The 23,014-nt window shown below is 37.8% G+C and carries 20 protein-coding genes; 11 read left to right on the top strand and 9 right to left on the bottom strand.

Annotation, left to right across the window (positions count from 1 at the left end):
• Positions 1–48 precede the first annotated feature (48 nt).
• The 6 genes from SJY09_RS14790 (at position 49) to SJY09_RS14765 (ending at position 8,663) form a co-directional block, all read left to right on the top strand.
• Positions 49–528 (top strand): c-type cytochrome, encoded by a 480-nt coding sequence (locus tag SJY09_RS14790; protein WP_396636471.1) that lies wholly within the window; start codon positions 49–51, stop codon positions 526–528.
• Between the two features lie 133 nt (positions 529–661).
• A complete protein-coding gene (locus tag SJY09_RS14785) occupies positions 662–1,366 on the top strand; it encodes a membrane or secreted protein (RefSeq protein WP_396636470.1) in 705 nt (234 codons plus the stop codon).
• A 314-nt stretch (positions 1,367–1,680) separates the two neighbouring features.
• Positions 1,681–4,677: a type I restriction endonuclease subunit R gene (locus SJY09_RS14780; RefSeq protein WP_396636469.1), complete on the top strand. Its 2,997-nt coding sequence runs from the start codon at positions 1,681–1,683 to the stop codon at positions 4,675–4,677.
• Positions 4,670–5,941 carry a restriction endonuclease subunit S gene (locus tag SJY09_RS14775; RefSeq protein ID WP_396636468.1) on the top strand — a complete coding sequence of 424 codons (1,272 nt, stop codon included), beginning with the start codon at positions 4,670–4,672 and terminating at the stop codon, positions 5,939–5,941. Before SJY09_RS14780 ends, SJY09_RS14775 begins: the two co-directional genes overlap by 8 nt.
• Entirely contained in the window at positions 5,938–6,999 is a 1,062-nt protein-coding gene (locus SJY09_RS14770; protein WP_396636467.1) for an AAA family ATPase, read from the top strand. Before SJY09_RS14775 ends, SJY09_RS14770 begins: the two co-directional genes overlap by 4 nt.
• A 5-nt stretch (positions 7,000–7,004) precedes the next feature.
• Complete coding sequence (locus SJY09_RS14765) at positions 7,005–8,663, top strand: type I restriction-modification system subunit M (protein ID WP_396636466.1); 1,659 nt, start codon at positions 7,005–7,007, stop codon at positions 8,661–8,663.
• Positions 8,664–8,670: 7 nt separating this feature from the next.
• Here the strand turns inward: SJY09_RS14765 and SJY09_RS14760 are convergent, their stop codons facing one another.
• The 5 genes from SJY09_RS14760 to SJY09_RS14740 form a co-directional block, all read right to left on the bottom strand.
• Entirely contained in the window at positions 8,671–10,014 is a 1,344-nt protein-coding gene (locus tag SJY09_RS14760) for a hypothetical protein (protein WP_396636465.1), read from the bottom strand.
• Between the two features lie 47 nt (positions 10,015–10,061).
• Positions 10,062–10,616, bottom strand: coding sequence for a hypothetical protein (locus tag SJY09_RS14755; protein ID WP_396636464.1), 555 nt, complete (start codon positions 10,614–10,616; stop codon positions 10,062–10,064).
• Between the two features lie 234 nt (positions 10,617–10,850).
• A complete protein-coding gene (locus SJY09_RS14750) occupies positions 10,851–11,465 on the bottom strand; it encodes a response regulator (RefSeq protein WP_396636463.1) in 615 nt (204 codons plus the stop codon).
• On the bottom strand, positions 11,462–13,297 hold the full coding sequence (locus SJY09_RS14745; protein WP_396636462.1) for a sensor histidine kinase: 1,836 nt from the start codon (positions 13,295–13,297) through the stop codon (positions 11,462–11,464). Before SJY09_RS14745 ends, SJY09_RS14750 begins: the two co-directional genes overlap by 4 nt.
• 19 nt (positions 13,298–13,316) lie before the next feature.
• Positions 13,317–14,045: a hypothetical protein gene (locus tag SJY09_RS14740; RefSeq protein WP_396636461.1), complete on the bottom strand. Its 729-nt coding sequence runs from the start codon at positions 14,043–14,045 to the stop codon at positions 13,317–13,319.
• A gap of 530 nt (positions 14,046–14,575) precedes the next feature.
• On the opposite strand from SJY09_RS14740, the gene SJY09_RS14735 reads away from it, so the two are divergent.
• Entirely contained in the window at positions 14,576–14,866 is a 291-nt protein-coding gene (locus SJY09_RS14735; RefSeq protein WP_396636460.1) for a DUF2188 domain-containing protein, read from the top strand.
• 75 nt (positions 14,867–14,941) lie between these two features.
• Here SJY09_RS14735 and SJY09_RS14730 read toward each other — a convergent pair whose 3' ends face one another.
• The 3 genes from SJY09_RS14730 to SJY09_RS14720 form a co-directional block, all read right to left on the bottom strand.
• Positions 14,942–16,624 (bottom strand): ATP-binding protein, encoded by a 1,683-nt coding sequence (locus SJY09_RS14730; protein ID WP_396636459.1) that lies wholly within the window; start codon positions 16,622–16,624, stop codon positions 14,942–14,944.
• Between the two features lie 144 nt (positions 16,625–16,768).
• Positions 16,769–17,335 (bottom strand): TlpA family protein disulfide reductase, encoded by a 567-nt coding sequence (locus SJY09_RS14725; RefSeq protein WP_396636458.1) that lies wholly within the window; start codon positions 17,333–17,335, stop codon positions 16,769–16,771.
• A gap of 104 nt (positions 17,336–17,439) precedes the next feature.
• Positions 17,440–18,522 (bottom strand): sulfatase-like hydrolase/transferase, encoded by a 1,083-nt coding sequence (locus SJY09_RS14720; protein WP_396636457.1) that lies wholly within the window; start codon positions 18,520–18,522, stop codon positions 17,440–17,442.
• A gap of 132 nt (positions 18,523–18,654) precedes the next feature.
• On the opposite strand from SJY09_RS14720, the gene SJY09_RS14715 reads away from it, so the two are divergent.
• The 4 genes from SJY09_RS14715 to SJY09_RS14700 all read left to right on the top strand — a co-directional run bounded on the left by SJY09_RS14715 (position 18,655) and on the right by SJY09_RS14700 (position 21,307).
• A complete protein-coding gene (locus tag SJY09_RS14715) occupies positions 18,655–19,230 on the top strand; it encodes a hypothetical protein (RefSeq protein ID WP_396636456.1) in 576 nt (191 codons plus the stop codon).
• A 148-nt stretch (positions 19,231–19,378) separates the two neighbouring features.
• Positions 19,379–20,152: a hypothetical protein gene (locus tag SJY09_RS14710; RefSeq protein ID WP_396636455.1), complete on the top strand. Its 774-nt coding sequence runs from the start codon at positions 19,379–19,381 to the stop codon at positions 20,150–20,152.
• A gap of 108 nt (positions 20,153–20,260) precedes the next feature.
• Entirely contained in the window at positions 20,261–20,950 is a 690-nt protein-coding gene (locus SJY09_RS14705; protein WP_396636454.1) for a DsbA family protein, read from the top strand.
• Positions 20,951–21,019: 69 nt separating this feature from the next.
• Complete coding sequence (locus SJY09_RS14700) at positions 21,020–21,307, top strand: hypothetical protein (RefSeq protein WP_396636453.1); 288 nt, start codon at positions 21,020–21,022, stop codon at positions 21,305–21,307.
• A gap of 8 nt (positions 21,308–21,315) precedes the next feature.
• On the opposite strand, the gene SJY09_RS14695 is transcribed toward SJY09_RS14700, so the two are convergent.
• A complete protein-coding gene (locus SJY09_RS14695) occupies positions 21,316–22,944 on the bottom strand; it encodes a SulP family inorganic anion transporter (protein ID WP_396636452.1) in 1,629 nt (542 codons plus the stop codon).
• Positions 22,945–23,014: the final 70 nt, after the last annotated feature.

Genomic DNA, 23,014 nt, shown 5'->3' with positions numbered 1-23,014 from the left:
TCCTATCTTAGTCTTTCTAAATACAACAACGTTTTAAAAGACAAAGAAATGCGAAAACTACTCAACTTATTAGTGCTAATCGCCTTAGTGATAAGCTGTGGCGAAAAGAAGGAAGAAAAGAAGGATGGTTTTGAAATGAACCGTGCCAAGAAAGAAGTAAAAGCTGCGGATACGTCGGAAGGGGTTCCCGTGGATATGGACAATAAAGGAGTAGGACCCATAAAATCGGTAAGTTTTGCCGATGACATCGATGCGGAAATGGCCGCTGCCGGTGAAGCTAAGTTTCAGGCGATATGTACAGCTTGCCATATGGCGGAACAACGGATGATAGGCCCGGCCTTAAAAGGGGTATACGAGCGTAGAAGTCCGGAATGGGTCATGAACATGATCCTAAATCCTGATGGCATGCTTAAGGAAGACCCTATTGCCAAAGCACTTTTAAAGGAATACAACAACGCTATTATGCTGAACCAAAACCTTACCGAGGAGGAAGCGCGCAACGTTGCAGAGTACCTGAGAACCTTATAATTCTAAAATACATCACGCAAAAAAGCCGTTGTCTTTAAAAGATAACGGCTTTTTTTATGGCAGCCCTAAATGTGTGTGGTTTGTGTTTCGTCTAAAATTTGGGTATTTTATTCCCTGTTAAACCTTTACCGTTATGAAAAAATTAATGTGTTATTGTCTTGTCTTGTTCGCGTGTAGTTTGGGCTATGCTCAGTCCTTAGTCGGCGCATGGGAAGCCACTATGGAAAAGGACGGCCGTACCCTAAGAAACGTGGTCATGTTTTCGGCCTCGCACCAAGTAGCAACGTCCTATGACGCGGAGACCGGAGCATTTGTAGGCACCAATGGCGGTTCGTGGTCCTTGGCGGATAATTCCCTTACGGAAACGGTGGAGTTCGATTTTAAACAACCCGAACGTGTAGGAACCACCAGTAGTTTTGAGATTGTACTTACGGAAAACGAATTAAAACTAAAAGGCGCTGATACGGTATGGAAACGTTTGGATGATGGTAGCCCGGGCGACTTGGATGGCGCTTGGTTAATTTCTGGCCGCATGCGGGATGGGGAAATCCAAAAACGGGATACCAACCGCCCTCGAAAAACCATGAAAATACTCTCTGGCACCCGCTTTCAATGGATTGCCTACAATACCGAAACCAAGGAATTTATGGGCACTGGTGGCGGAACCTACACCACCGTAGACGGAAAATATACAGAACATATTGAATTTTTCTCCCGTGATAATGCACGTGTCGGCGCCAGCCTGGAATTTAACTACGAACTTAAAGAGGGGGACTGGCACCACTCCGGTCTTAGCAGCAAAGGAAAACCCATTTATGAGGTCTGGAGCTTGCGGTAGTTTTTTTAAAAACCAATCTAAAGGAGTGGTTTTTCGACGACAGGAGAAAAATAGCCCCGACGCTTCGGGGAGGAAGCCTGACATGTTCCTAGGGTTCTCGATACACTTTTGTTCCTCCGTTACACTTCGGAAAAAAGCACTCGAACTGACAAATTGGAATAATAAAACGCAATCCTTTCTAAAAATCTAATTGTCTTATGGTAAAACATCAAATTACTGTTTTCTGTTTTTTGTTCGCTTGGATATGGTTATTTTGGTTATCTACTTGTGGTTTCAACATCGCTTTAAACTCAAGAATGACCAAATAACAACAAATGAATACTGTACAAGAAGCAGACATAGAATACGGCTTTGTAGGAAAGCTACAAGACTTAAAATATACCTATCGTAACGATATCAGGGATAGAGATGCTCTTGAAGCAAACTTTAGACAGAAGTTTGAAGCACTAAACAGAGTAAAGCTAACCGATACCGAATTTGATAAACTGCTAACAGAAATTGTTAATCCAGATGTTTTTAAAACAGCTAGTAGATTAAGGAAAAAAAGTGCCTTTATTAGAGAAGATGATACACCATTGCATTATACTTTGGTGAACATTAAAGACTGGTGCAAAAATGATTTTGAAATCATTAATCAACTTCGAATGAATACTAAAAATAGCAATCATAGATATGATGTTATTTTACTCATTAACGGATTGCCTTTGGTTCAAATTGAGCTTAAAACGCTTGAAGTTAGCCCAAGAAAAGCGATTCAGCAGGTTGTAGATTATAAAAACGATGCTGGTAACGGATATAACAATTCGCTAATGTGCTTTATGCAATTGTTTATCGTCAGTAACCAATCCAGAACCTTTTACTTTTCTAACAATAACAACAAACATTTTGCTTTTAATGCGGACGAGCAGTTTTTACCTGTTTACACTTTAGCAAAAAAGGACAATTCTAAAATCAATAATCTATTCGATTTTACCGAGAAATTTTTATCCAAATGCACTTTAGGCGAAATGATAAGTCGCTATATGGTGTTGGTTGAGACCGAGCAAAAAATATTGGTCATGCGACCATACCAAGTATATGCAGTAAAAGCCATTGTAGATTGTATAGAACAAGACAGAGGCAACGGATACATTTGGCATACTACTGGAAGTGGAAAAACACTAACTTCTTTTAAAGCATCCACTCTTTTGAAAGATAATGATGCGGTTGACAAATGCTTATTTGTAGTAGATAGAAAAGATTTAGATCGCCAAACCAGAGAAGAGTTTAACAAGTTTCAAGAAGGAAGTGTAGAAGAAAATACCAATACCAAAACATTGGTAAAAAGAATGCTCTCTACCGATTATGCCGATAAGGTCATTGTAACTACAATTCAAAAATTGGGTTTAGCCTTAAACGAAAACAGCAGAAGAAACAAAAAACAAAGAGAAGACAACAAAGAAACCTATTACGACCAATTAGCTTCACTCAAAGACAAACGCTTTGTATTTATTTTTGATGAATGCCACCGTTCGCAATTTGGGGATAATCATGAGGCCATAGTAGAGTTTTTTCCTAAAGCACAATTATTTGGTTTTACAGGAACACCCATTTTTGAGGAAAATGCTACCTACAAAACCATTGAAGGCAAACAAGCTTCTTACAAAACCACCAAAGACGTTTTTCAACAAGAATTACATGCTTACACCATTACACACGCTATAGAAGATAAAAATGTATTGCGTTTTCATATAGACTATTACAAACCCGATGTAAAAATTGACACGACAACTTTAAGCCATAAAATGGCAGTTATTGACACCATCATAAAAAAGCATGATAAAGCAACACATGAAAGGAGGTTTAATGCTGTATTGGCAACTTCTTCTATTAATGATGCTATTGAGTTTTACCATTTATTCAAGCAAAACCAAAGAGAGTTTGGTGCACTCAATGGAGATTACAAGTCGCTTAACATTGCTTGCGTATTCTCTCCACCTGCCGAGGGCAATAAAGACATAGAGCAATTACAAGATGATTTAGCACAAGAAAAAGCGGATAATAAAATAGAACCCAATAAAAAGAAAGAAGCACTTACAGCCATAATAGCCGATTATAACCAACAATATAGCACCAACCACAGCATTACGGAGTTCGATTTATACTACCAAAATGTACAACAACGCATAAAAGAACAAAAATACCCCAATACCGACTATCCGCATAAAAACAAAATAGATGTGATGATAGTGGTAGATATGCTACTTACTGGTTTCGATTCAAAATATTTAAATACGCTTTACGTAGATAAAAACCTAAAATACCACGGTTTAATACAAGCTTATTCTCGTACCAATAGAGTGATAAACGATACCAAGCCTTACGGTAACATTTTGGTGTTTAGAGACCAAGAAGAAGAAGTAAACAAGGCGATGATTCGTTTTTCTGGCGAAAAGAAAGAAAAAGCAAAAGAAATTTGGTTGGTAGAAGAAGCACCAAAAGTCATTGCCAAATACACCAAAGCAGTGGCAAAGCTCAATGAGTTTATGGAAGCCAAAGGCTTAGACTGTTCGCCTTCTGAAGTAGATAATTTAAAAGGAGACGAAGCACGTGCTGGTTTTATCAATGCCTTTAAAGAAGTGCAACGCTACAAAACACAGCTAGACCAATATACCGACTTAGACGACACCCAAACCAAAACCATTGAAACGGTATTGCCTACAGAAGATTTACGCTCTTTTAAATCTGTCTATTTAGATACTGCCAAACAGTTACAGGCAGCTCAAAGCAAACAAGGTGATGAAGCACCAGAGGCAGTACAACAATTAGATTTTGAATTTGTACTCTTCTCTTCTGCGGTGATAGATTACGATTATATTATTGGCCTCATAGCCAACTATACCCAAGACAAACCGTCTAAACATAAAATGACACGTGACGAGCTCATAAATCTATTAGGCTCTAGTGCCAACTTAATGGAAGAGCGAGAAGATATCATTGCCTATATCAATTCCTTAAAAGTAGGAGCTGCATTAGACGAAAATGAGATACGCAAAGGCTACCAGAAATTTAAAAACCAAAAGGCTGCCAAAGCCATAGATAGTATTGCCAATACCCATAACATTACTCCGGAAAGTTTGAACACTTTTATAGATGACATTATGAACCGTATGATTTTTGATGGCGAAAAACTAACCGATTTATTAGCACCATTGGACTTAGGTTGGAAGGACCGAAGTGTAAAAGAAAAAGCCTTAATGGAAAACCTAATACCCTTACTGAACAAACTAGCCCAAGGGCGAGAAATAGCAGGATTAAACGCTTATGAATAAAGAGAAACAAAATATTGTGCCTGCATTACGTTTTCCCGAGTTTGTGAATGATGGGGAATGGGAAATTAGAGGTATTGAGAAAAATATTAGTATGATTTCAGGCATTGCCTTAAAAAGTAATGAACTTTCTGAAGACAAATCAGGGACACCAATATTAAGAGGAATAAATATTACAGAGGGGTATATTCGTCATTCTCAAAAAATAGACAAATTCTATTTAGGTGATACTTCAAAATTTACAAAATATTTAGTAGATGAAAATGATATTGTGATTGGAATGGATGGTTCTAAGGTTGGAAAAAATGTTGCTTTAGTATCAAAATTTGATATTGGTTCTATATTAATCCAAAGAGTTGCTAGAATAAGAGCTATTGATTCGGATATTAAATATTTATATCAAAATTTTATCTCTAAAAGATTTATAACTTATGTTGATAATGTTAACACAAGTTCTGGAATACCTCATATAAGTGCCAAACAGATAAAGGATTTTAAAATAGGGTTTCCTCCCAAGCTAAAAGAACAAAAAAAAATAGCCAATTGTCTCTCTTCCTTAGATACGCTCATAGCTGCCGAAACCGACAAACTAGCCCATTTAAAAGACCACAAAAAAGGGTTATTACAACAATTATTTCCTAAAGCAGGAGAAACCAAACCACAATACCGTTTCCCAGAGTTTGTGGGGGATGGGGATTGGGAGGAGAAAGAAATAGGACAAATATTTAAATTTAAACAAGGTGTTCAAGTTCCAATTAATAATCAACACACAACAAAAGATGATGGGATGGTTCGATTTATTCGAATAATTGATATTACAGGAAATTCTGAACCACCTAGATATATTAATAATCCTGGTGCTGACCACATAATTAATGAAGATGATTTGTTTATGATAAGATACGGTACTCCAGGAGCAATTTCAATTGGTTTTGATGGTGTTATCGCCAACAATTTATTTAGACTTATTTGGAAATTAAGTAGCCCAATTAATTCATTCTTTTGGTATTATGCTTTTCAAAAAATTGAAAAGAAAATTTATAGCCTTTCGGGTTCTTCCTCTATGCCTGCTATAAGTTTTTCGACTTTAGATAATTTAGAAATTAAGTTTCCTGAAAACCCAAAAGAGCAACAAAAAGTAGCCAATTGTTTATCTAGTGTAGATGATTTAATAGCCGCACAAAGCATTAAAATAAAAGGCTTTCAGGCACATAAAAAAGGCTTAATGCAGCAGTTGTTTCCAAATGTAAGTGATGTAGCCGTATGAATCATAAAGAAGTAGCAGAAACAATAAAAGACATTCCTCAATATATCAATTGTGTGTATGCATTTAATGGCACGGGTAAAACAAGATTATCTGTAGCCTATAAAGATATTACTAAAGCTGAAAATGATAATGAGCACGCAGGTGTTTACTACAATGCTTACAGCGAAGACCTATTTGATTGGGATAACGATGAAAAAAATGACAACCAGAACACTAAGTTAGATGTGAAAATAAGTAGTCTTAACACTTTGTATAGTGATTTGACAGAACAAGTTATTGAAGAACAGTTATTACGATACAATCCTACTTACAAGTTTGAATTAACACGAAATAATAATCCTGAGATAGGAATTGACGCTGTTCGTTTTTATAAAGAAGCAGATTTTGATACTTCTATAAAAATATCTAGCGGTGAAACACGTATTTTCATTTGGTGTTTTTTCTTGGCATTATTCAAAGCAGAAGGATGGTCAGACCAACAAGACGCACACTTTTTTATTGATGACCCTGTGTCAAGTTTGGATGATAATAATATTTTTTTGACTGCCGACACTATAGTAGAATTAGTAGAAGAAAACTTTACTACAGATAGAAAAATAATACTTACAACACATCATATAGGTCTGTTTAGTGTGTTGTACGACCGATTTAAATACGGTGAAAAAAGTGGCAGATATAAGAACAATTCTAAATTCTTTATGCTAAAAAAGAAAAATGAAGATTTAGAACTTAAAGATTTTGAAAAAGAAACATTCCTTTATCATCTTCATTTATTACAAGAATTAGAAGAAGCTAAAAATTCTACGTTGTATACATTCCATTTTGTTCTAATGAGGCAATTACTTGAAAATATAGTCTCTTTTTTAGGGAAAAGTCAAATAAAATTTGTCTTACAAGAGATTAATGTAGATAATCCAGAGCAATCAATAAATATGCTTAATTCATTATCTCACAAAAAAGTGTTTGTGCCTCAAATAAATGAGATGAATGAAAATGAAATGAAAATTTTTAATGAAATTTTCGATAAGTTATTGATAAAATATAATTTCAGATTTTAATAGAAATGACCGCAAAACAAAAACAAGAACAATTAGGAAAAGCACTTTGGGATATTGCCAATGAGCTAAGAGGTGCTATGAATGCAGATGATTTTCGTGATTATATGCTCTCGTTTTTATTCTTACGCTACTTATCAGATAACTATGAAGCTTCTGTAAAAAAAGAATTAGGTTCAGATTATCCTAAACTAGAAGAGGACGATAAACGTAATTCACTTTCCGTTTGGTATGAGGCTAACCCAAATGATGTAGAAGAGTTTGAAAAGCAAATGCGTAAAAAAGTGCATTATGTTATCAAACCCAACTATTTATGGGGCAGCATATCAGAACTAGCGCGTAAACAACACAATGATTTACTAAGCGACCTACAAAAAGGCTTTAGTTATATTGAAAACGAATCTTTTGAAAGTTCGTTTAAAGGCTTATTCTCAGAAATAAATCTAGATTCCGAAAAACTAGGCAAAACCTATTCAGACAGAAATAATAAACTGTGTACTATTATTCAAAAGATATCAGAAGGTATTGCAGAGTTTTCAACTGATAGTGATACACTTGGTGATGCCTATGAATATTTAATTGGTGAGTTTGCTGCAGGTTCTGGTAAAAAAGCAGGCGAGTTTTATACGCCACAGCAATTATCAACCATACTTTCAGAAATTGTAACCTTAGACAGCCAAAACCCAAAAGCAGGTAAAAAGAAAAAAATCAATAGGGTTTTAGATTTTGCTTGTGGTTCGGGTTCTTTGCTTTTAAATGTAAAAGATAAAATAGAGAAACAACCGGGCGGTGGTATAATAAGCCGTATTTACGGTCAAGAAAAAAACATAACGACCTACAACTTAGCACGTATGAATATGTTACTACACGGGGTAAAAGACTCTGAGTTTGACATATTTCACGGAGATACTTTAAAAAACGAATGGGACATTTTAAACGAAATGAATCCTGCTAAAAAAACAACCTTTGATGCTATAGTTGCCAATCCACCATTTAGTTTACGTTGGGATGCTTCAGAAGCAATGGGCGAAAACTTCAGGTTTAAAAATTACGGTTTAGCTCCTAAATCAGCAGCAGATTTCGCTTTTTTATTACATGGTTTTCACTTTTTAAGTGATGAGGGTACAATGGCAATTATACTGCCTCACGGAGTCTTATTTAGAGGTGGTGCAGAATCAAGAATAAGAGAAAAACTACTGAAAGATGGTAATATAGATACGGTAATTGGTTTGCCTTCTAATTTATTCTTTTCTACAGGTATTCCAGTTTGTATTTTGGTATTGAAAAAATGCAAAAAAGATGATGATGTACTCTTTATAAATGCTAGTGAACATTATAAAAAAGAAAAGCGTCAAAACATTTTACGAGATGGTAAAATTGATGGTGTTCTAGACCCTAAAGAACCTAATGATATTCAAAAAATAGTAGAAACCTATCAAAACCGTCCTGAAAAAGAAGAACGATATTCACGTAGAGTATCAATGAAAGAAATTGAGGATAACGATTACAACCTTAATATTTCTAGATACGTAAGTACCGCCAAACCAGAACCAATAATTGACCTAAAAGAAGTAAATGAAAAACTAGTTGACACAAAAAAGAAAGCTTCTGAATCTTTAAAATTACATAATGGGTTTTTAAAAGAATTGGGCTTGAAAACAATCTAGTCATTATCTATTCATTAGGCTGATTCATTTTAATTTTCTTCTGAGAAAATCCAAAATTTAAGCCTCCTAATAAAATTATGTTATCTGTATCTGAAAAGTTTTTACCAATAGTAGAAGTCAAATAAATCCCATCAGAAACTTTAAAACTACCTATGGCCGCAATACGGTTATCACTAAAATCGTTATCAGTCAAATTCATTCGTTGTAAATATTCAATGGCTATAGTTATTCTATTAATTTCTTTATTTAATTTTAGCCCAATATCAATTAAATCTGCTTCAAACTCCTGCCCATCCTGAATTTCACTATTGATATACCTAGTTAATCCTGTTAGATATAAATTTTTAGCTTTTAAGCGTATATTTCCAGATAGCCATACAGCCCAACGGTTAAGCTGTAGATTTTGAAATGAATTAGTTTGCGATTCTCCACCCAATGCAGCAGCAAAATCTAAGCTAAAAGCGGGCGAAGCTAATTTCTCTGTATATTCCTTTCTTTTCTTTTCAATAGCTTCTAAATCCATAGGTAAAGTTGATAGTAAAGTAATAATATCTAACCTCAAGGAATCCAATTTTCCGATATCGTCTTTACTATATTTTTCGATAAATCGAGTCCTTACCCCTAGTGCTATTTTGGCAATACTATCGTTGTCAATAGCAGTTAAGGAAAAACCCAAATTTGATTTTATGGTATTGTAATTGCCATTTTTCTTATAAATGTTTTCCGCAGTAAGTTTTGACCTATTCTTAAGCCAGTATGGTGCAAATTCCAAAGCTCCGCCTGAATTTTTCAATCCAAGTAAGCTTATTCCTAATGCTTTGGGCGAAGAAGGTGTCTCAATCGAAGAGGGTGTCTCGTCAAATAAGATAAACCCCGGGGAGGTTGGCGTAGCCAAGTCTTTTAATTCAACTTCATTGTTTGATTGACTGACTGCCGACTGAATGAAAAAAATCGAAAGCCCGAAGAAAACGATTAGCGTTTTAATTAAATATGTGCCAATAAAACTTGCTACACCATTTAAAGGTGCTTCACCGCTATCAATTTTTGTAAACAATACCTCTTGTAACTCAGACTGAAAAGTTGTTGTAAGAACACAATTATTGGTCGCCGAGTTGACATCCAATATATTCGTAGTAACCTTAAGTATTTTACCTTTAAGAATATTAGTGTTACCTAAATAAACAGGCTCTGTAAAATCGCCTTTAGCTACAACTGTGTCATCTTCAGATTGCACAACATTTCCGCCAATTTGACCATTACCTATTTTAACCGATAGATAAATATCCTCATTTGATCCACTTTTTAATAATTCTCTTGGTTGAGGTTCTAATTCGTATTCTTCTATTTCCATATATTTTGTTTTTAAAACATCTTGTTATTTTTCCTATCAAAACTATTCTATCTATTTTCATTCAATTTCAAACCAACATAAGCAGCTGAACTTATACCCATTAAGGCCAATTCTGTTTGTCCAAACTCGGTGAACTTACCCTCTTCAGACTCCAAGAATTGAACAATAAAAATCAGTCCAAACAACAAGTTGAAAATCAATGCTTGAAAGCGATGAACACTTATTCCACCACCATCTGAAAGTATATTGTTGAAAAACCCCTTACTATGTTTATGGTCATTTTGGTGACGCAGTATCCCATTATTTATCTCGGTATTGTCAATTATCCGAGCTGTTGTTGTTGTGCCTAAGCTAATACCCAAAAGAATTAAAGTGGATTTATTAAGTTCTTGGATTATCCCATAATTACCATAGAATATTGAGTAGCATGAAATTATTATCAAAGTCCACCACATAAGTTGTGCCCTAGCGAAACTGTAAGGTTTTATCTCGCACTGGCAATCATCTTTTAAAATATCAGTTTTTGCACTTAAGTAAATTCCCAAAAACACAATTAAAATGGGTATGCCCCAAGAAAAAATATAAATTCTTATTTCGCTCATTTTATTTATTATTTTAAAAAATCATTAATGATGTAAAGGTGTACTAATGTTAAGAATCAGAAAATCCCCACTAATAGGTATTTTTACGTTAATTCATTGCTAATAAGAATATTGGGGATAAAAAAGTAGCATTTGAAAGCCTTACGTGTTCCAAACGGTTCTCGATACTATTTGTTGGCTTCGACTACGCTCAGCCATCAAATCACTCGAACTGACATCATTAAAGCGAATACACTAAAACTCATACTTCTTCTCCACCGCATAGCGTAGTAACTCCCCTGCACCACTTAGGCCCAATTTGCGTATCATGTTTTTACGGTGGGTGTCTACGGTGCTTTTACCAATAAAGAGTTCTTCGGCTATTTGGTGACTGGTGCGGCCTTTGGCAACGAGTTGTAGTATTTGTCGCTCCCGGGAAGAGAGCACACTTTTAGAGTTGTTCTTTTCCGTATCCGGGACGTTTATTTTTTTATCATAATAGGTTTTGCCCTCCGCAACGGTGCGTATGGCTTCCAAGACCACATCCAAGCTGCTATTTTTAAGGAGATAGCCTTGTGCCCCTGCGGCCAGCATTTGTTGTACGGCTGCTTCTTGGTCGAACATCGTAAAGGCCACCACCTTGGTTTCGGGTAACTCTTGTAGTATAATTTTGGTTGCTTCAATACCATCTAAAATGGGCATACGAATATCGCAAAGCACTACCTTGGGGCGTCTTGCGCGTACGAGTGCCAGTAATTGCTCTCCGTTATTGGCATGACCAATGACCGTAATATCATCCTCATACTTTACATAGGATTTTATGCCGTCTATCAAGGCTTGGTGGTCTTCGGCTATGGCTACGGTAATCATACGGGAATGTCTATTAAAATGGAGGTGCCTTTGCCCAATACGCTATCTACGGTAAAGTTCCCTTCTAAATGTTCTACTCGTTTTTCTATAGTCGTGAGGCCCATCCCTGTTTTGCCCGTATCTATTTTAGAACGGTCAAAGCCCTTGCCATTATCTTCTATGATGATATTAAGGTTATCCTCATGCTGCGTGAGTTGTATGCTTACGGTACTGGCCTCAGCATGTTTTATGGCATTGGCCACGAGCTCCTGTACCATACGGAAGAGGCTCAACTCCAAAGAATTTTCCAGTCGCTCGCCCATCCCAAAAGCCTCCACGCTTACTTCTAGCGCATTGGTCTCCGTGATGACCTGCGCCATTTTTTTAACGGCGGGCAAAAGCCCTTGATTGCTCATAACGCCAGAATTCTTGCTGTGGGCCATGCTCCGTACTTTTTGGTAGGCTTCTTCCAAGAGCTTTTCCGCATTTTGTAAACTGGGGTCTTGCTTGCTTATTTTAGAATTGTCAAAATGGAGCTTTATCGTGGCCATAAGGCTACCCAAATCGTCATGAAGTTCGTTGGCCACCCGCTGGCGTTCTTTTTCTTGCCCCTCGATCATCGCATCGATACTTACCAACTCCTGTTCTTTTAACAGATTATCTACTCGCTCTTGTTTGAGTAGTGCTTCTTGTTCCGCCAGTTGGCGTTTTTTGGTGGTGTTCTTTTGGAGGAGAATGGCAAGGCCGGCACCAAAGAGCAAAGCAAGACCTGCTGCGATAAGCCAGTTGCGGTTGGTTCGCACTTTTTGCTGTTCTTCTAAGATTTGTTTTTCTTTTTCTGCGGTTCGGTATTTAGTTTCAAGTTCTGTCAAAAGCGATGAATACTTAAACTCATTCAAACTATCTCTTAAATATTCGTAAGCACTATTACTCTCAAACGCAGATTTATAGTCTTCAATCATATATTGAGCCGTTGATATCCAATAATCTATATACATTCTATTGAGAGTAAATAATTTGTCTTTTCTATCTGACCTAGACTCATTAAGCAATCGAATTGCCTCATTTGGATTACCCATATTTATCTCAAGAATAGATTGATATATTAAAGTGGTTTTAATATCATAATCTGCATATTTAAAATTTGATTTATTAAAATGATTTATGGCTTCATTATACATATCTGTTGACAAATTATAATTACCGTCCATTTCATAATAAAAGCCCAATAACTGCTTTATTTTACCCTTTAGATACTCTGGGATTTCTTTACTTTTAATTTTGTTAATTAAATATACTTCGAGTTCTGTGTCCCAATTATCTAAATAGTAATTCTTAAATTTAAAATTCAAGTCAAAATAACTCAAATATGTTTGTTCCACTTCATCATAGGCGTATAACCTATATAAATTTATATACTCCTCATAAGTAGAATTATCAACTAGAAAAGAGATACGGTGCACATATAAAATTTTCTTTAGTGCCTCACAAATCAAAATCTCATTTTTCTTAGATAATGCTAATGATAATGCAGCTTTATAACTTAAAATAGCCTCTATATCTTTATTTGCATTATTAAAAAATAATAAATCTCCTTTAGCCAAATAATAATAAAAAGTGTTGAAATCTGATTGAACTTTGGTCTTTAGATTAGAATTGAATTGATTCTCTAAGACTTCCAAATTAAAAATCTTGTATAAGTCTATCTGAAATTTCAAAAATGGCTTTTCTTTATCCTTTATCAATTTTGATTTTTCCAACAAAGAATCTGCCTTATTTATATCATAATTTCTCAATAAGTCAACAATCTCTAGACCAGACTGCCCACTACTTATTGTAGTAATTAGAAACAAGCAATAACTTATTAAAATCTTATTCAACAGTAAAAAAGCTTATTATCGGTGAACATCTACGCCTAACCCCTCGAAGGTCAAGTGCCTCTCTTTTCAAATCTTTAAAAATTTCTTCGTAATCTTCTTGTTTCATTATTTTCCTATCAACCAATTCTTTCAAATCTGAACGATCTTGACGTTCTATATCAGCTACAGAATCTCCATCTCGAGCTTGAAAAAGCCTATCTAAAACTATTGGGTTTTGGTTATCGGATGTGTTTCTTAAATGGAGAGGGATTGGTCGAAAATATACTCGGGTTACCAGAACATCTCCACTATTGATTTTTGGCTTTGATGACCATAAACCTTTATTCGGAAAAACTAAATCATTCTCTTTCACTGATGTAAGCGATGAGTTAAAGCCTTGGAGAATAATAAAAAGCCCATACTGTTTTCTACCTTCATACCTCGTATCATGGTCTGCAGGATCTAGCTCCTGTTCGTAAAAATATGCTTTACCTGTCAGACCTATTGTTACTTCACCCTCAAAATTTTGCAGATAAAACTGTATTTTGTTTAAATTAAAACATTCACCGTCTTCATCTTTTTTTCCAATGAATTTTGCATACAAAAAGTAAAAAGTATCATACTCTTTATCTGCAAATATGGGTTGCCAATCTTTAATTCCAATTGAATTAGCTTGCTTTATATCGGCACAAGCCTTAATTTTTTCTGTAAGTCGGACCGTATATTTTAAATTTTCATGCATGGTGTTTAGTTTTTTTGGTTTGGTTCAAATATTGGTTTTAATCGTATTTTAAAATATACCCACTATTAGGTATTTTAAAATTACGGCGTTCCGCTTTTCTTTGGGCCAACAATTAAGCTGGCCCATTAGCAGTAGCTTTTCATCATATTCGGGGGAACTGTGATACCGTGCGACCCTAATGGGCTTTTACAATTTAAGCTATTCACGGGACAATTGCCAATATGTGTTTTAGAGTACTTGAAACCTGAGCGTCACTTCACGTGAATTTCCAAGGCACGAGAAAATTAGCCCCGAAGCTTAGGGGGAGAAGCTCAGGTGTCCCAAAATGTTCTCGATACAACGTCTCTTCCAGGACGCCACTCGAACTGACAAAAAGAAAAAAACGTAATAGTACTTGAAACCTGAGCGTCACTTCAAGTGAATTTCCGAAGCCTTGGGAACAACGTCTCTTCCAAGAAGCTACTCAAACTGACAACGCGGTGAATTAAATAAATTCAAATAAAGTATCTTGGTGCCCAAGATTTATCGCTATGCCAAAAAACACCTCCTCCAAATCTTGGATCACCATTTTAATAGAATTGGTAGAAGTTTTCTTTAAGAGCTCCCGAGAAGGGAACAGGAAAAGAACTTGGCACCAGCATGTGGTTCCTTATAAGGAAGATTGGGCGGTACGGCGCGAAGGGAATAAACGTATTACCTCCAAACATAGAAAACAAAGTACGGCCATTAACAAAGCGAAGACCATTGCCAGAAAACACCAAGCCGATGTTATTATCCACAGGGCAGACGGTACTATCCGTGACCGTATTCCCTACGATTAAAACGGGATAGCACCTTATCGAGGTACTTCAAACTTTTTAAAGGAAAGTTATTTTGTAGGTTGCATGACACTAACATTACGAAGCAAGTGGCACATCCATCACCTCTTCTATTCTGTTATAGAGGTCTTCCGGGTCAAAAGGTTTAAAGATAAAGCCGTTCATGCCGCTCTTCTCTATCTTACTTTTTACTTCTAAAAACACCGATGCCGATAATGCCAAAATAGGCAATTCCGTATTGAATTTTCTTATTTCCATAGAAGAGGTATAGCCGTCCATCACAGGCATTTGAATATCCATCAGCACGGCACAATAATCGTTTTTCTTCACCATGTTTACCGCCATAAGACCATCATAGGCAACATCTACCACCAAGTTGGCCTTTTCCAATATCTGCTTCCCGACCATGATATTTATTTTGTTATCCTCTACAAGCAGTATTCTTCTACCGTTTAGATTACGCTCTTTTTTTCTACCACTGTGACTTAGCGATTCTTTGGATATCGCCTTTAATTCTAAATCGAAATAAAACCTACTCCCTTTTTCTAATTCGCTTTCAATTTTAACCGTAGACCCCATAGCCTCTACTACGGCTTTTACTATAGGAAGACCAAGTCCGGTACCGCCATACAAACGATTTGTACTCACCGATGCTTGGGTGAAGGGCTGCCATATATTCTCTTGTTGTGCTTTACTAATACCAATACCGGTATCTATGATTTCGGTACGCATGCGCACATGCCCGTCTAGTTCTTCTTGTTTTGAAATTCTTAGGGTGACACTTCCTGTCTTCGTAAACTTTATGGCATTCGTGACCAAATTATTGATCACTTGATTGAAACGTACAATATCTAAATGCACCGTGGGAAGTGCTTCGTCTACCTCCAAGTTAAACGTGATTCCCTTACTTAAACAACCCGGCTCGTGAATCTTTTTTATTTGTTTTACTGCTGTCATAACATTCGTGGGAATGGCATCCAGTTCCACACCCCTAGTTTCCATCTTACTGTAATCCAGCACATTGTTCAGTAAATTCAAAAGAATTTTGCCAGAGTAATTCAATGCTTCTATATTTTCCTCCTGGTCCGGTCTGGGATTGGTGTCCCCTAGAATGTGGGAGAGGCCTATAATCGCATTCATTGGCGTCCGAATTTCATGACTCATCATACTCAAAAATTGGGACTTGGCATTGGAAGCTTCAATGGCATCTTCCCGTTGCTCCTGTATGTTGGAATAAAAGCGGGCGTTAATCAAACAGAAAAATATCAATTGATAGGTTACCAGTACCGCCGTAGTGAAAATAGAAACAGGATAAATATACTTGACCGCAAGTACCGTATCCATCTTGGCGACGGTAAACAAATTAAAATCCGTAAGGTAAAGCAAAAACCAAAGCGTCATGGATAAGGCCGGAAAAATTACGATATGGCTTTTTTCTCGTCTGAACGAGAAAAAGACAAAAGGCAATGCCATGGCAAACATCAATATAAACTCCACACTACCTGCCTTTCCGATGAAAGAGGAAGTAATGGCTACGCTGATATTAAAAGCTATGAGATAAATAATACGCGCCAGGGTAAGGTTACCTACCTTAGAGATGATAGCAGCAGCTATAAAAAATGGTACGGTTGCCCCAATATAAAGACTTAACTCGTCCAATTCCAAGCTTTTAGCTAAAAAGAACCATAGCGTCGAAATGACGGTGGTTAAAAGAGAAAGTATAAATACGAGTCTTACCCGACGTTTAGAGAATTCCTTCATAGCATGTTTTTTTAGATGAAACGGCCCTTCTTAGACCAATTCAAAAATGTACTATTTATAAGTAAATTCCTACAATATGTTGTCAATGGTGGTTAATCATGTGCAAAAGCATGGATAAGTGAAGTGAACGCTTTAGCACATGTGCTATTCTTGCAAGAGATTATTAAGGAGCTGCCGTACTCTTTTACTGTTCCAATTGGCCGCACCTGTTTCCTTGATAATGATTTTGCCTTTTTGGTCCAACACATAATTCGTGGGAATACTGGTTTCATATAAGGCTTCCGGAGCCTTCATTTGAGGGATAAAAACCGGTAGGTCCAAAGCCTTCTTTTTCAAAAATCGCTTTACGGTCTCGGGCTTTTCATTGGTCAGTAACAAAAACGTGACCTGTTCTCCATAATCCGCATGTAACTTTTGTATACTCGGTAATTCAGCAATACAGGGCGGACACCAAGTGGCCCAATAACTGATAAAGGTGATTTTTCCATCGCCTATAGGCACAGACAGCTGTGCTCCGTCCATAGTTGCTACACGATAGGTAAACGGTTGTAATTGTGTCCGCTCTTCCCCATCTAACACACTGGGAGAAAATACGGCAACACGCACTTTGTTCAAAGCGACCTGTATGGGCGTTCGGGTTTGAGGGAATAGCAACAGCCCTATAAAGACTACGAACAGGATATCACTAAAGGAAAATTTCCGTTTTTTCATCAATACCAAAGGTAGTTATTGTGGCATGAATGTCCGGCCTAGTCGATGTCCTGTTCCAAAGGGCAATGTCCTGAGCGGAGTCGAGGCGTTCACTTTAATAAAAACTAGTCCAAAACCAAGGGCTTGCCTTGCATTTGTTCTTCATCACCAGCTATTTGTAAAGCCTTTAAAATAGTAGGCGCAACTTGGTTACTGAACCATTGTTCGCTCTTAGAAACTTCTCCCTTGGCAGTTACGCCTTTACCATAAGCAATAAGCCAGACCGCACCAGCGCCGGCAACGGAAGCACCATGCCCTTTCCAAGTTTCTAGCGGTTGCGTACCTCGCCCATGGTCCGTGGTAATCAAAAAGAGGGTATTGTCCTTATAAAATGGGTCGGACTGGGTGAGTTTCCATAATTCCGCAAGCAATGCATCGGTATTGTGGGCAGCATGCAAGTAGGCCGAATAATCCCCATCGTGTGCAAAATCATCGGTTTCACCATAAGCGATATACATCAATTCCGGATGGTTCTTTTTCATGTATTCCACCGCATAATAATGGGTAAAAGCATCTAACCGAACGGTGGCCCAAGGACTGGGTACTTTTGGTTGTAACTGATTCAAGAATTTTTCTCGTTCCGTAAGGTCATTGCCCTCTGCTAAATCGAACCCCGCATTAACCGGTACACCGGAACGGGCCTCGTTTACGATATACGGAAACACATCCCAACTGCCAAAAGCCGCAACCTTTCCCCTATACTTGGCCGACCTGTTCGTAATTTCCAAAACCGTTTTGTTAGGATTCGGTACTTTATCATTACTAGTAATACGGCTATCGTCCGCAAACCCGGAAAGGATTTCGTTATATCCCGGATAACTGAACCACAGGTTATTACTAAGGTTCATTTTACTGCCCAAGGTTCTATTACCATGTAATTGGCCATTTGTAGCTCCATACGACCATAAAAAAGGAAATAGAACTTCCCTGCGTTTCTTAGCATCCTCTCGCCAAAATTCTTCTTTTAAACTTGTAGTATCGTTTACGAAATCGGTATTCGTTACCAGAAGTGCATCTACTCCTGTAAAAAGCTCCTGCCAACGCAGACCATCTAGCGTAATCAGCACCACCTTGGTGTCCTCATTTTGTGCCATTATCGATACGGAAAAGAAAAGAAATACTACGAGAAGATCAAGGTGCCGTTTCATACTACGATCAATTTTGATTGGACTGTTGAAAGTTACGCAGGATTTTCTTGGTATTCGAATAGAAGTAAATGCTAACTCCTTTTTTCTTAGTACTTTAAAAGCCAAGTATTCCGTAAATAATAAGTCATGCAAATGCTTCAGCACATTAAGGTAAAAACCGAGAAAATATATCATGCCATAGAACCTAAAGTAAAGGCGGAGCGTATTATTGCCTGTATTTTGGTACTGACCCCTTTTATACTTTGGCTCGCAGATGACGGGCGTACGCTACGAGATAGTATTAGCAACTATGTGTACATGTGCCATAGTTACTGGTACGGAAGTCTTTTGGCGCTAGCGGGTGCCATGTTCATTTTTAACGGGGCCATCCATTTACAACCACAACATGCAGCGCAGCAAACGATTAAAAAAGTCGGTAAAGGTTATAATATTATCCTGGGTATCGCCTTATTCGGTGTTATCTATTTTCCGCATTTAGATTATCCCATCTGGCATTATGCCTTTGCTATCCTGTTCTTTTTAGGTTCTGCCATCATTACCGCATTTGTATCCAATGATAAAAAGGAATGGACGCGCTATGTGCTGGCAATAGCGGTAGTACTGCCCGTAGTTTTAGCGTTAGATTTCATTGGACTTTTTAGCTTATTTTGGGGAGAGGCCATTTCCCTATTCTTTATTGCTACGCACTATTTGTTGGAATCTAAATAAATGCTTAGGTATTTTGTAGTGCGAATACCTTAATTTTAGTCCAGTAAACTACCTAGGGGGTAAGCATTAAAAGGAAAATAACATTTAATTTCAACGTAAGCCTAGGAGCATATAAATCTCGATTATCGAGTAAAAAATACCTGCTATCATGACCAATTTAAAAATTTTCCTCTTTGCATTTCTTTGTGTTGGACTGTTTTCCTGTAAGGATAAAGCCCTGCCGCAAAAGACCGAAACTGTAAAAGAAGCCACAACAACTAAAACCGATATTGAAAGTAGCTTTGAAGCTGAAAAACAATATGTTATAGCCCCTAACGGATTAAGCTTGCGGAAAGAAGCATCTTTGGATAGTGAAAAACTAGCGACTATGCCCTTGGGAAGTGAAGTTCTGCGCTTAGAGAAAGGCAGCCCTGAAACCCTAGAAGTGGAACATATTAAAGGTAGTATGCTGAAACTTGGTTACGATGGGCAGGTAGGTTACGCCTTTAGCGGATACCTCTCCCCCATAAGATTACGTCTACCCGATGAAAGTACCGAGGAATACATTCTAAAACTAAAAGAAACTTTCCCTAGTATAACTTTTGAGAGTAAATCTACAGACCCCGATTTTCATGAAGGTGCTATAGATACCTACACGCTACCGGCCACTAGTTGGCATGAGGTTTATTATCTGGTTGCAAGTATCTATGAGCTGCCTAAAACGCTTGGCTTTCCAAACCCTGTTGGACCCGACAAAGAACTATTGGAAGAACCCAACAAACCGAAAGAAGTATGGTCCAGTGATATGGGTATCACCCGTACGAACAATACCTTGACGAAAATACTGTACAGTTACCGAATGGAAGGTTTTGGCTATTCCGTAGAAATCACAAGACCGGACAACGCTGATTTTCGAATAGAATACTTAGTATTTGTAGATTAGTTTATCCTAGGTATTCCTAGTCAGCACCGGAACACTACAAACGAGTAAGTTCTTTTACTATAACACGACCAATAAGGCTCAAAACAAAAATAAAAGACCCCTTTTGCGATGCAAGAAGAAAAGATAAAAGTAGCTGTCGTATCCGATGTTGCCTGTCCATGGTGTTATGTGGGTAAACGAAGACTTGAGGCAGCAATAAAAGATTGGAAAGGTACTCCCGTAGAAATAGAATGGCACCCCTATCAATTAGACCCTACAATCCCAGACGAGGGTTTGGATAGGGTTACCTACCTCACTAATAAATTTGGCGATTTAGAACGAGTACAAGAAATGACCGACCGTTTGGTGGAGGCCGGAGAAGGAGAGGGAATTACTTTTAATTTTGGAGATAAATGGCTTGCCGTAAACACCTTGCCCTTACACCAGTTATTGCAAGTAGCAGGGGCAGAAGGATTTAAAGATGCACTAAAAGAGCGTTTTCTAAAGGCGTATTTTGATGAAAATCTGCACCTCAACAAATCTGAGATTTTAATACAGATTATGGGTGAATTTGGTTGGGAAGCTGAAAAAACCACTCAGGTGCTAGCGGATGAGAATATTGCTTATGCCGTAAAACAGGAGATTGCACATTACCAACAACGGGGTGTAACCGGAGTGCCCTTCTTTATAATCAATGACAAATATGGCATCAGCGGTGCGCAGCCTAAAAGTGTATTCTTGGAGGCTTTTGCCCAAGTGGCTCCAATTGAAGTGATAAGCGAAGGTGATAGCTGCGACCCTACTACAGGAGTTTGCTAGCTGGTGCTAGAGGCTTTTTTTTTGTAACATTTTTACTGTTTTCCCTACCCATATGTAAAGACAATGATTATGGGAGGAGGAGGTTTTGCAATGCACGCTATGAAAACGGTGAAAGCGAATAGGGCTTTATTACATAAGCGCCGTAGTTTTAAAGAAATAAGGGAGTCCTATGCAGGTTATACGGGAGACACCCAACTTCACTTTAAGGAACTAACACCCTTTCAACAAAAGGTAATCAGAGATAAGATTATTGCAGAGGCTAAAAAAGAGCGGCTTCAGGAATTAGGCCGTTATGGTTTGGCTTTTGTAGGAGCTATAGGAATCCTTTGGTTATTGGTCCAGTTCTGGACAGGCTAAAGAACAATCTACAATCCCCATAGTTTAAAGGGGTTATCGCCATCGCCTTCTTTCTTTTTGGCAACTTTATCGACCGCTACTTTATAGGTCGGGTCTTCCATGACATTTACATCAATAATATCTTCGGCATCGGCCAAAAGTCGAATACAGTCCTTACTCAAATGTCTTAAGTGTACTTTTTTTCCAGCCTTTGCATAACGCTCCGTAATCTTATTCAAAGCCTCGATTCCGGACATATCCGCGACACGACTCTCTTGAAAATCGATAATTACCTCTTCCGGGTCATTTTGAACATCGAACTTTTCCGCAAATAAGGTCGTAGACCCAAAAAACAAAGGTCCGTAGATTTCATAATGTTTAACGCCATTTTCATCTACATGCTTTCTTGCTCTAATACGTTTGGCATTCTCCCAAGAATAGGCCAGCGCAGAAATAATGACCCCTAATAATACCGCTACTGCCAAGTTATGGGTAATAGCCGTAATCAAGGTTACTAAAACCATCACTACCACATCCGAGTTCGGCATTTTACGAAAGGTCTTAAAACTTGCCCATTCAAAAGTACCAATGGCCACCATGAACATAAGCCCTACTAAGGCCGCCATAGGCAAACGTTCTATAAGGCTAGAACCGAACATGATGAACACCAATAACATTACTGCCGCCGTAATTCCTGAAAGCCTAGCACGTGCGCCCGAAGACGTATTAATTAAACTTTGCCCGATCATAGCACAACCACCCATTCCCGATAAAAATCCGGAAAGGATATTCGCAGTTCCCTGCGCTACACATTCCTTGTTACCACTACCACGGGTCTCCGTAATTTCATCAATGATATTAAGTGTTAATAAACTTTCTATTAACCCTACCCCTGCTACAATTGCAGCATAAGGAATAATGATTTTAAAGGTTTCCAAAGTAAAGGGAAGTTGCGGAATGGATAAGGGCGGAAAACCACCTTTGATGCTTTCTCCTTCGCGCATGGTATCTGCCACGGTTAGGGTATCTACCCCAAAACCAATTACAATTGCTGATACCACAACGATAGCTACCAAGGATGAAGGTACTGCTTTCGTCAATTTTGGAAGCCCCCAAATAATCAGCATCGTCACCAGTGTTAAACCGAGCATAATGTATAAGGAACTACCACTTAATAGCGTTTCCGTACCCTTCACATAAAAGTTGGGGAACTGCGCCATAAAGATGATGATAGCCAGACCGTTAACAAAACCGAACATTACCGGATGCGGCACCAAACGAATAAACTTTCCTAATCGCAAGACCCCTGCCAAAATCTGAAGCACGCCTGCTATAATTACCGTAGCAAAAACATAGTTCAATATAGTTTCCGGTTCTATTCCAGGAAAATTACGCTTTAGTTCTAGTATCAATCCTACGAAGATAACCGCTACTGCTCCTGTTGCACCGGATATCATTCCCGGTCGCCCTCCTAAAATAGAAGTGACCAAAGCCAATATGAATGCGGCATAAAGTCCCGTTAAGGGAGAGAAACCTGGAATTAAGGCAAAAGCGATGGCCTCTGGCACCAATGCCAAGGCAACGGTTAAGCCCGACAGGATTTCGGTCTTGTAATCTACTTTTTGTTTAAAATCGAATAAATTAAGATACTTACGCACGCTTCCTATTTTAAGGGCGCAAAAATAAGACTATTTCCCTAACGCCCCTAAAAGGGTTATGATTATTAAC

It is taken from the genome of Maribacter sp. R77961, from assembly GCF_044594925.1.
GTDB lineage: Bacteria > Bacteroidota > Bacteroidia > Flavobacteriales > Flavobacteriaceae > Maribacter.
This window is presented reverse-complemented; position numbering and strand designations above follow the sequence as displayed.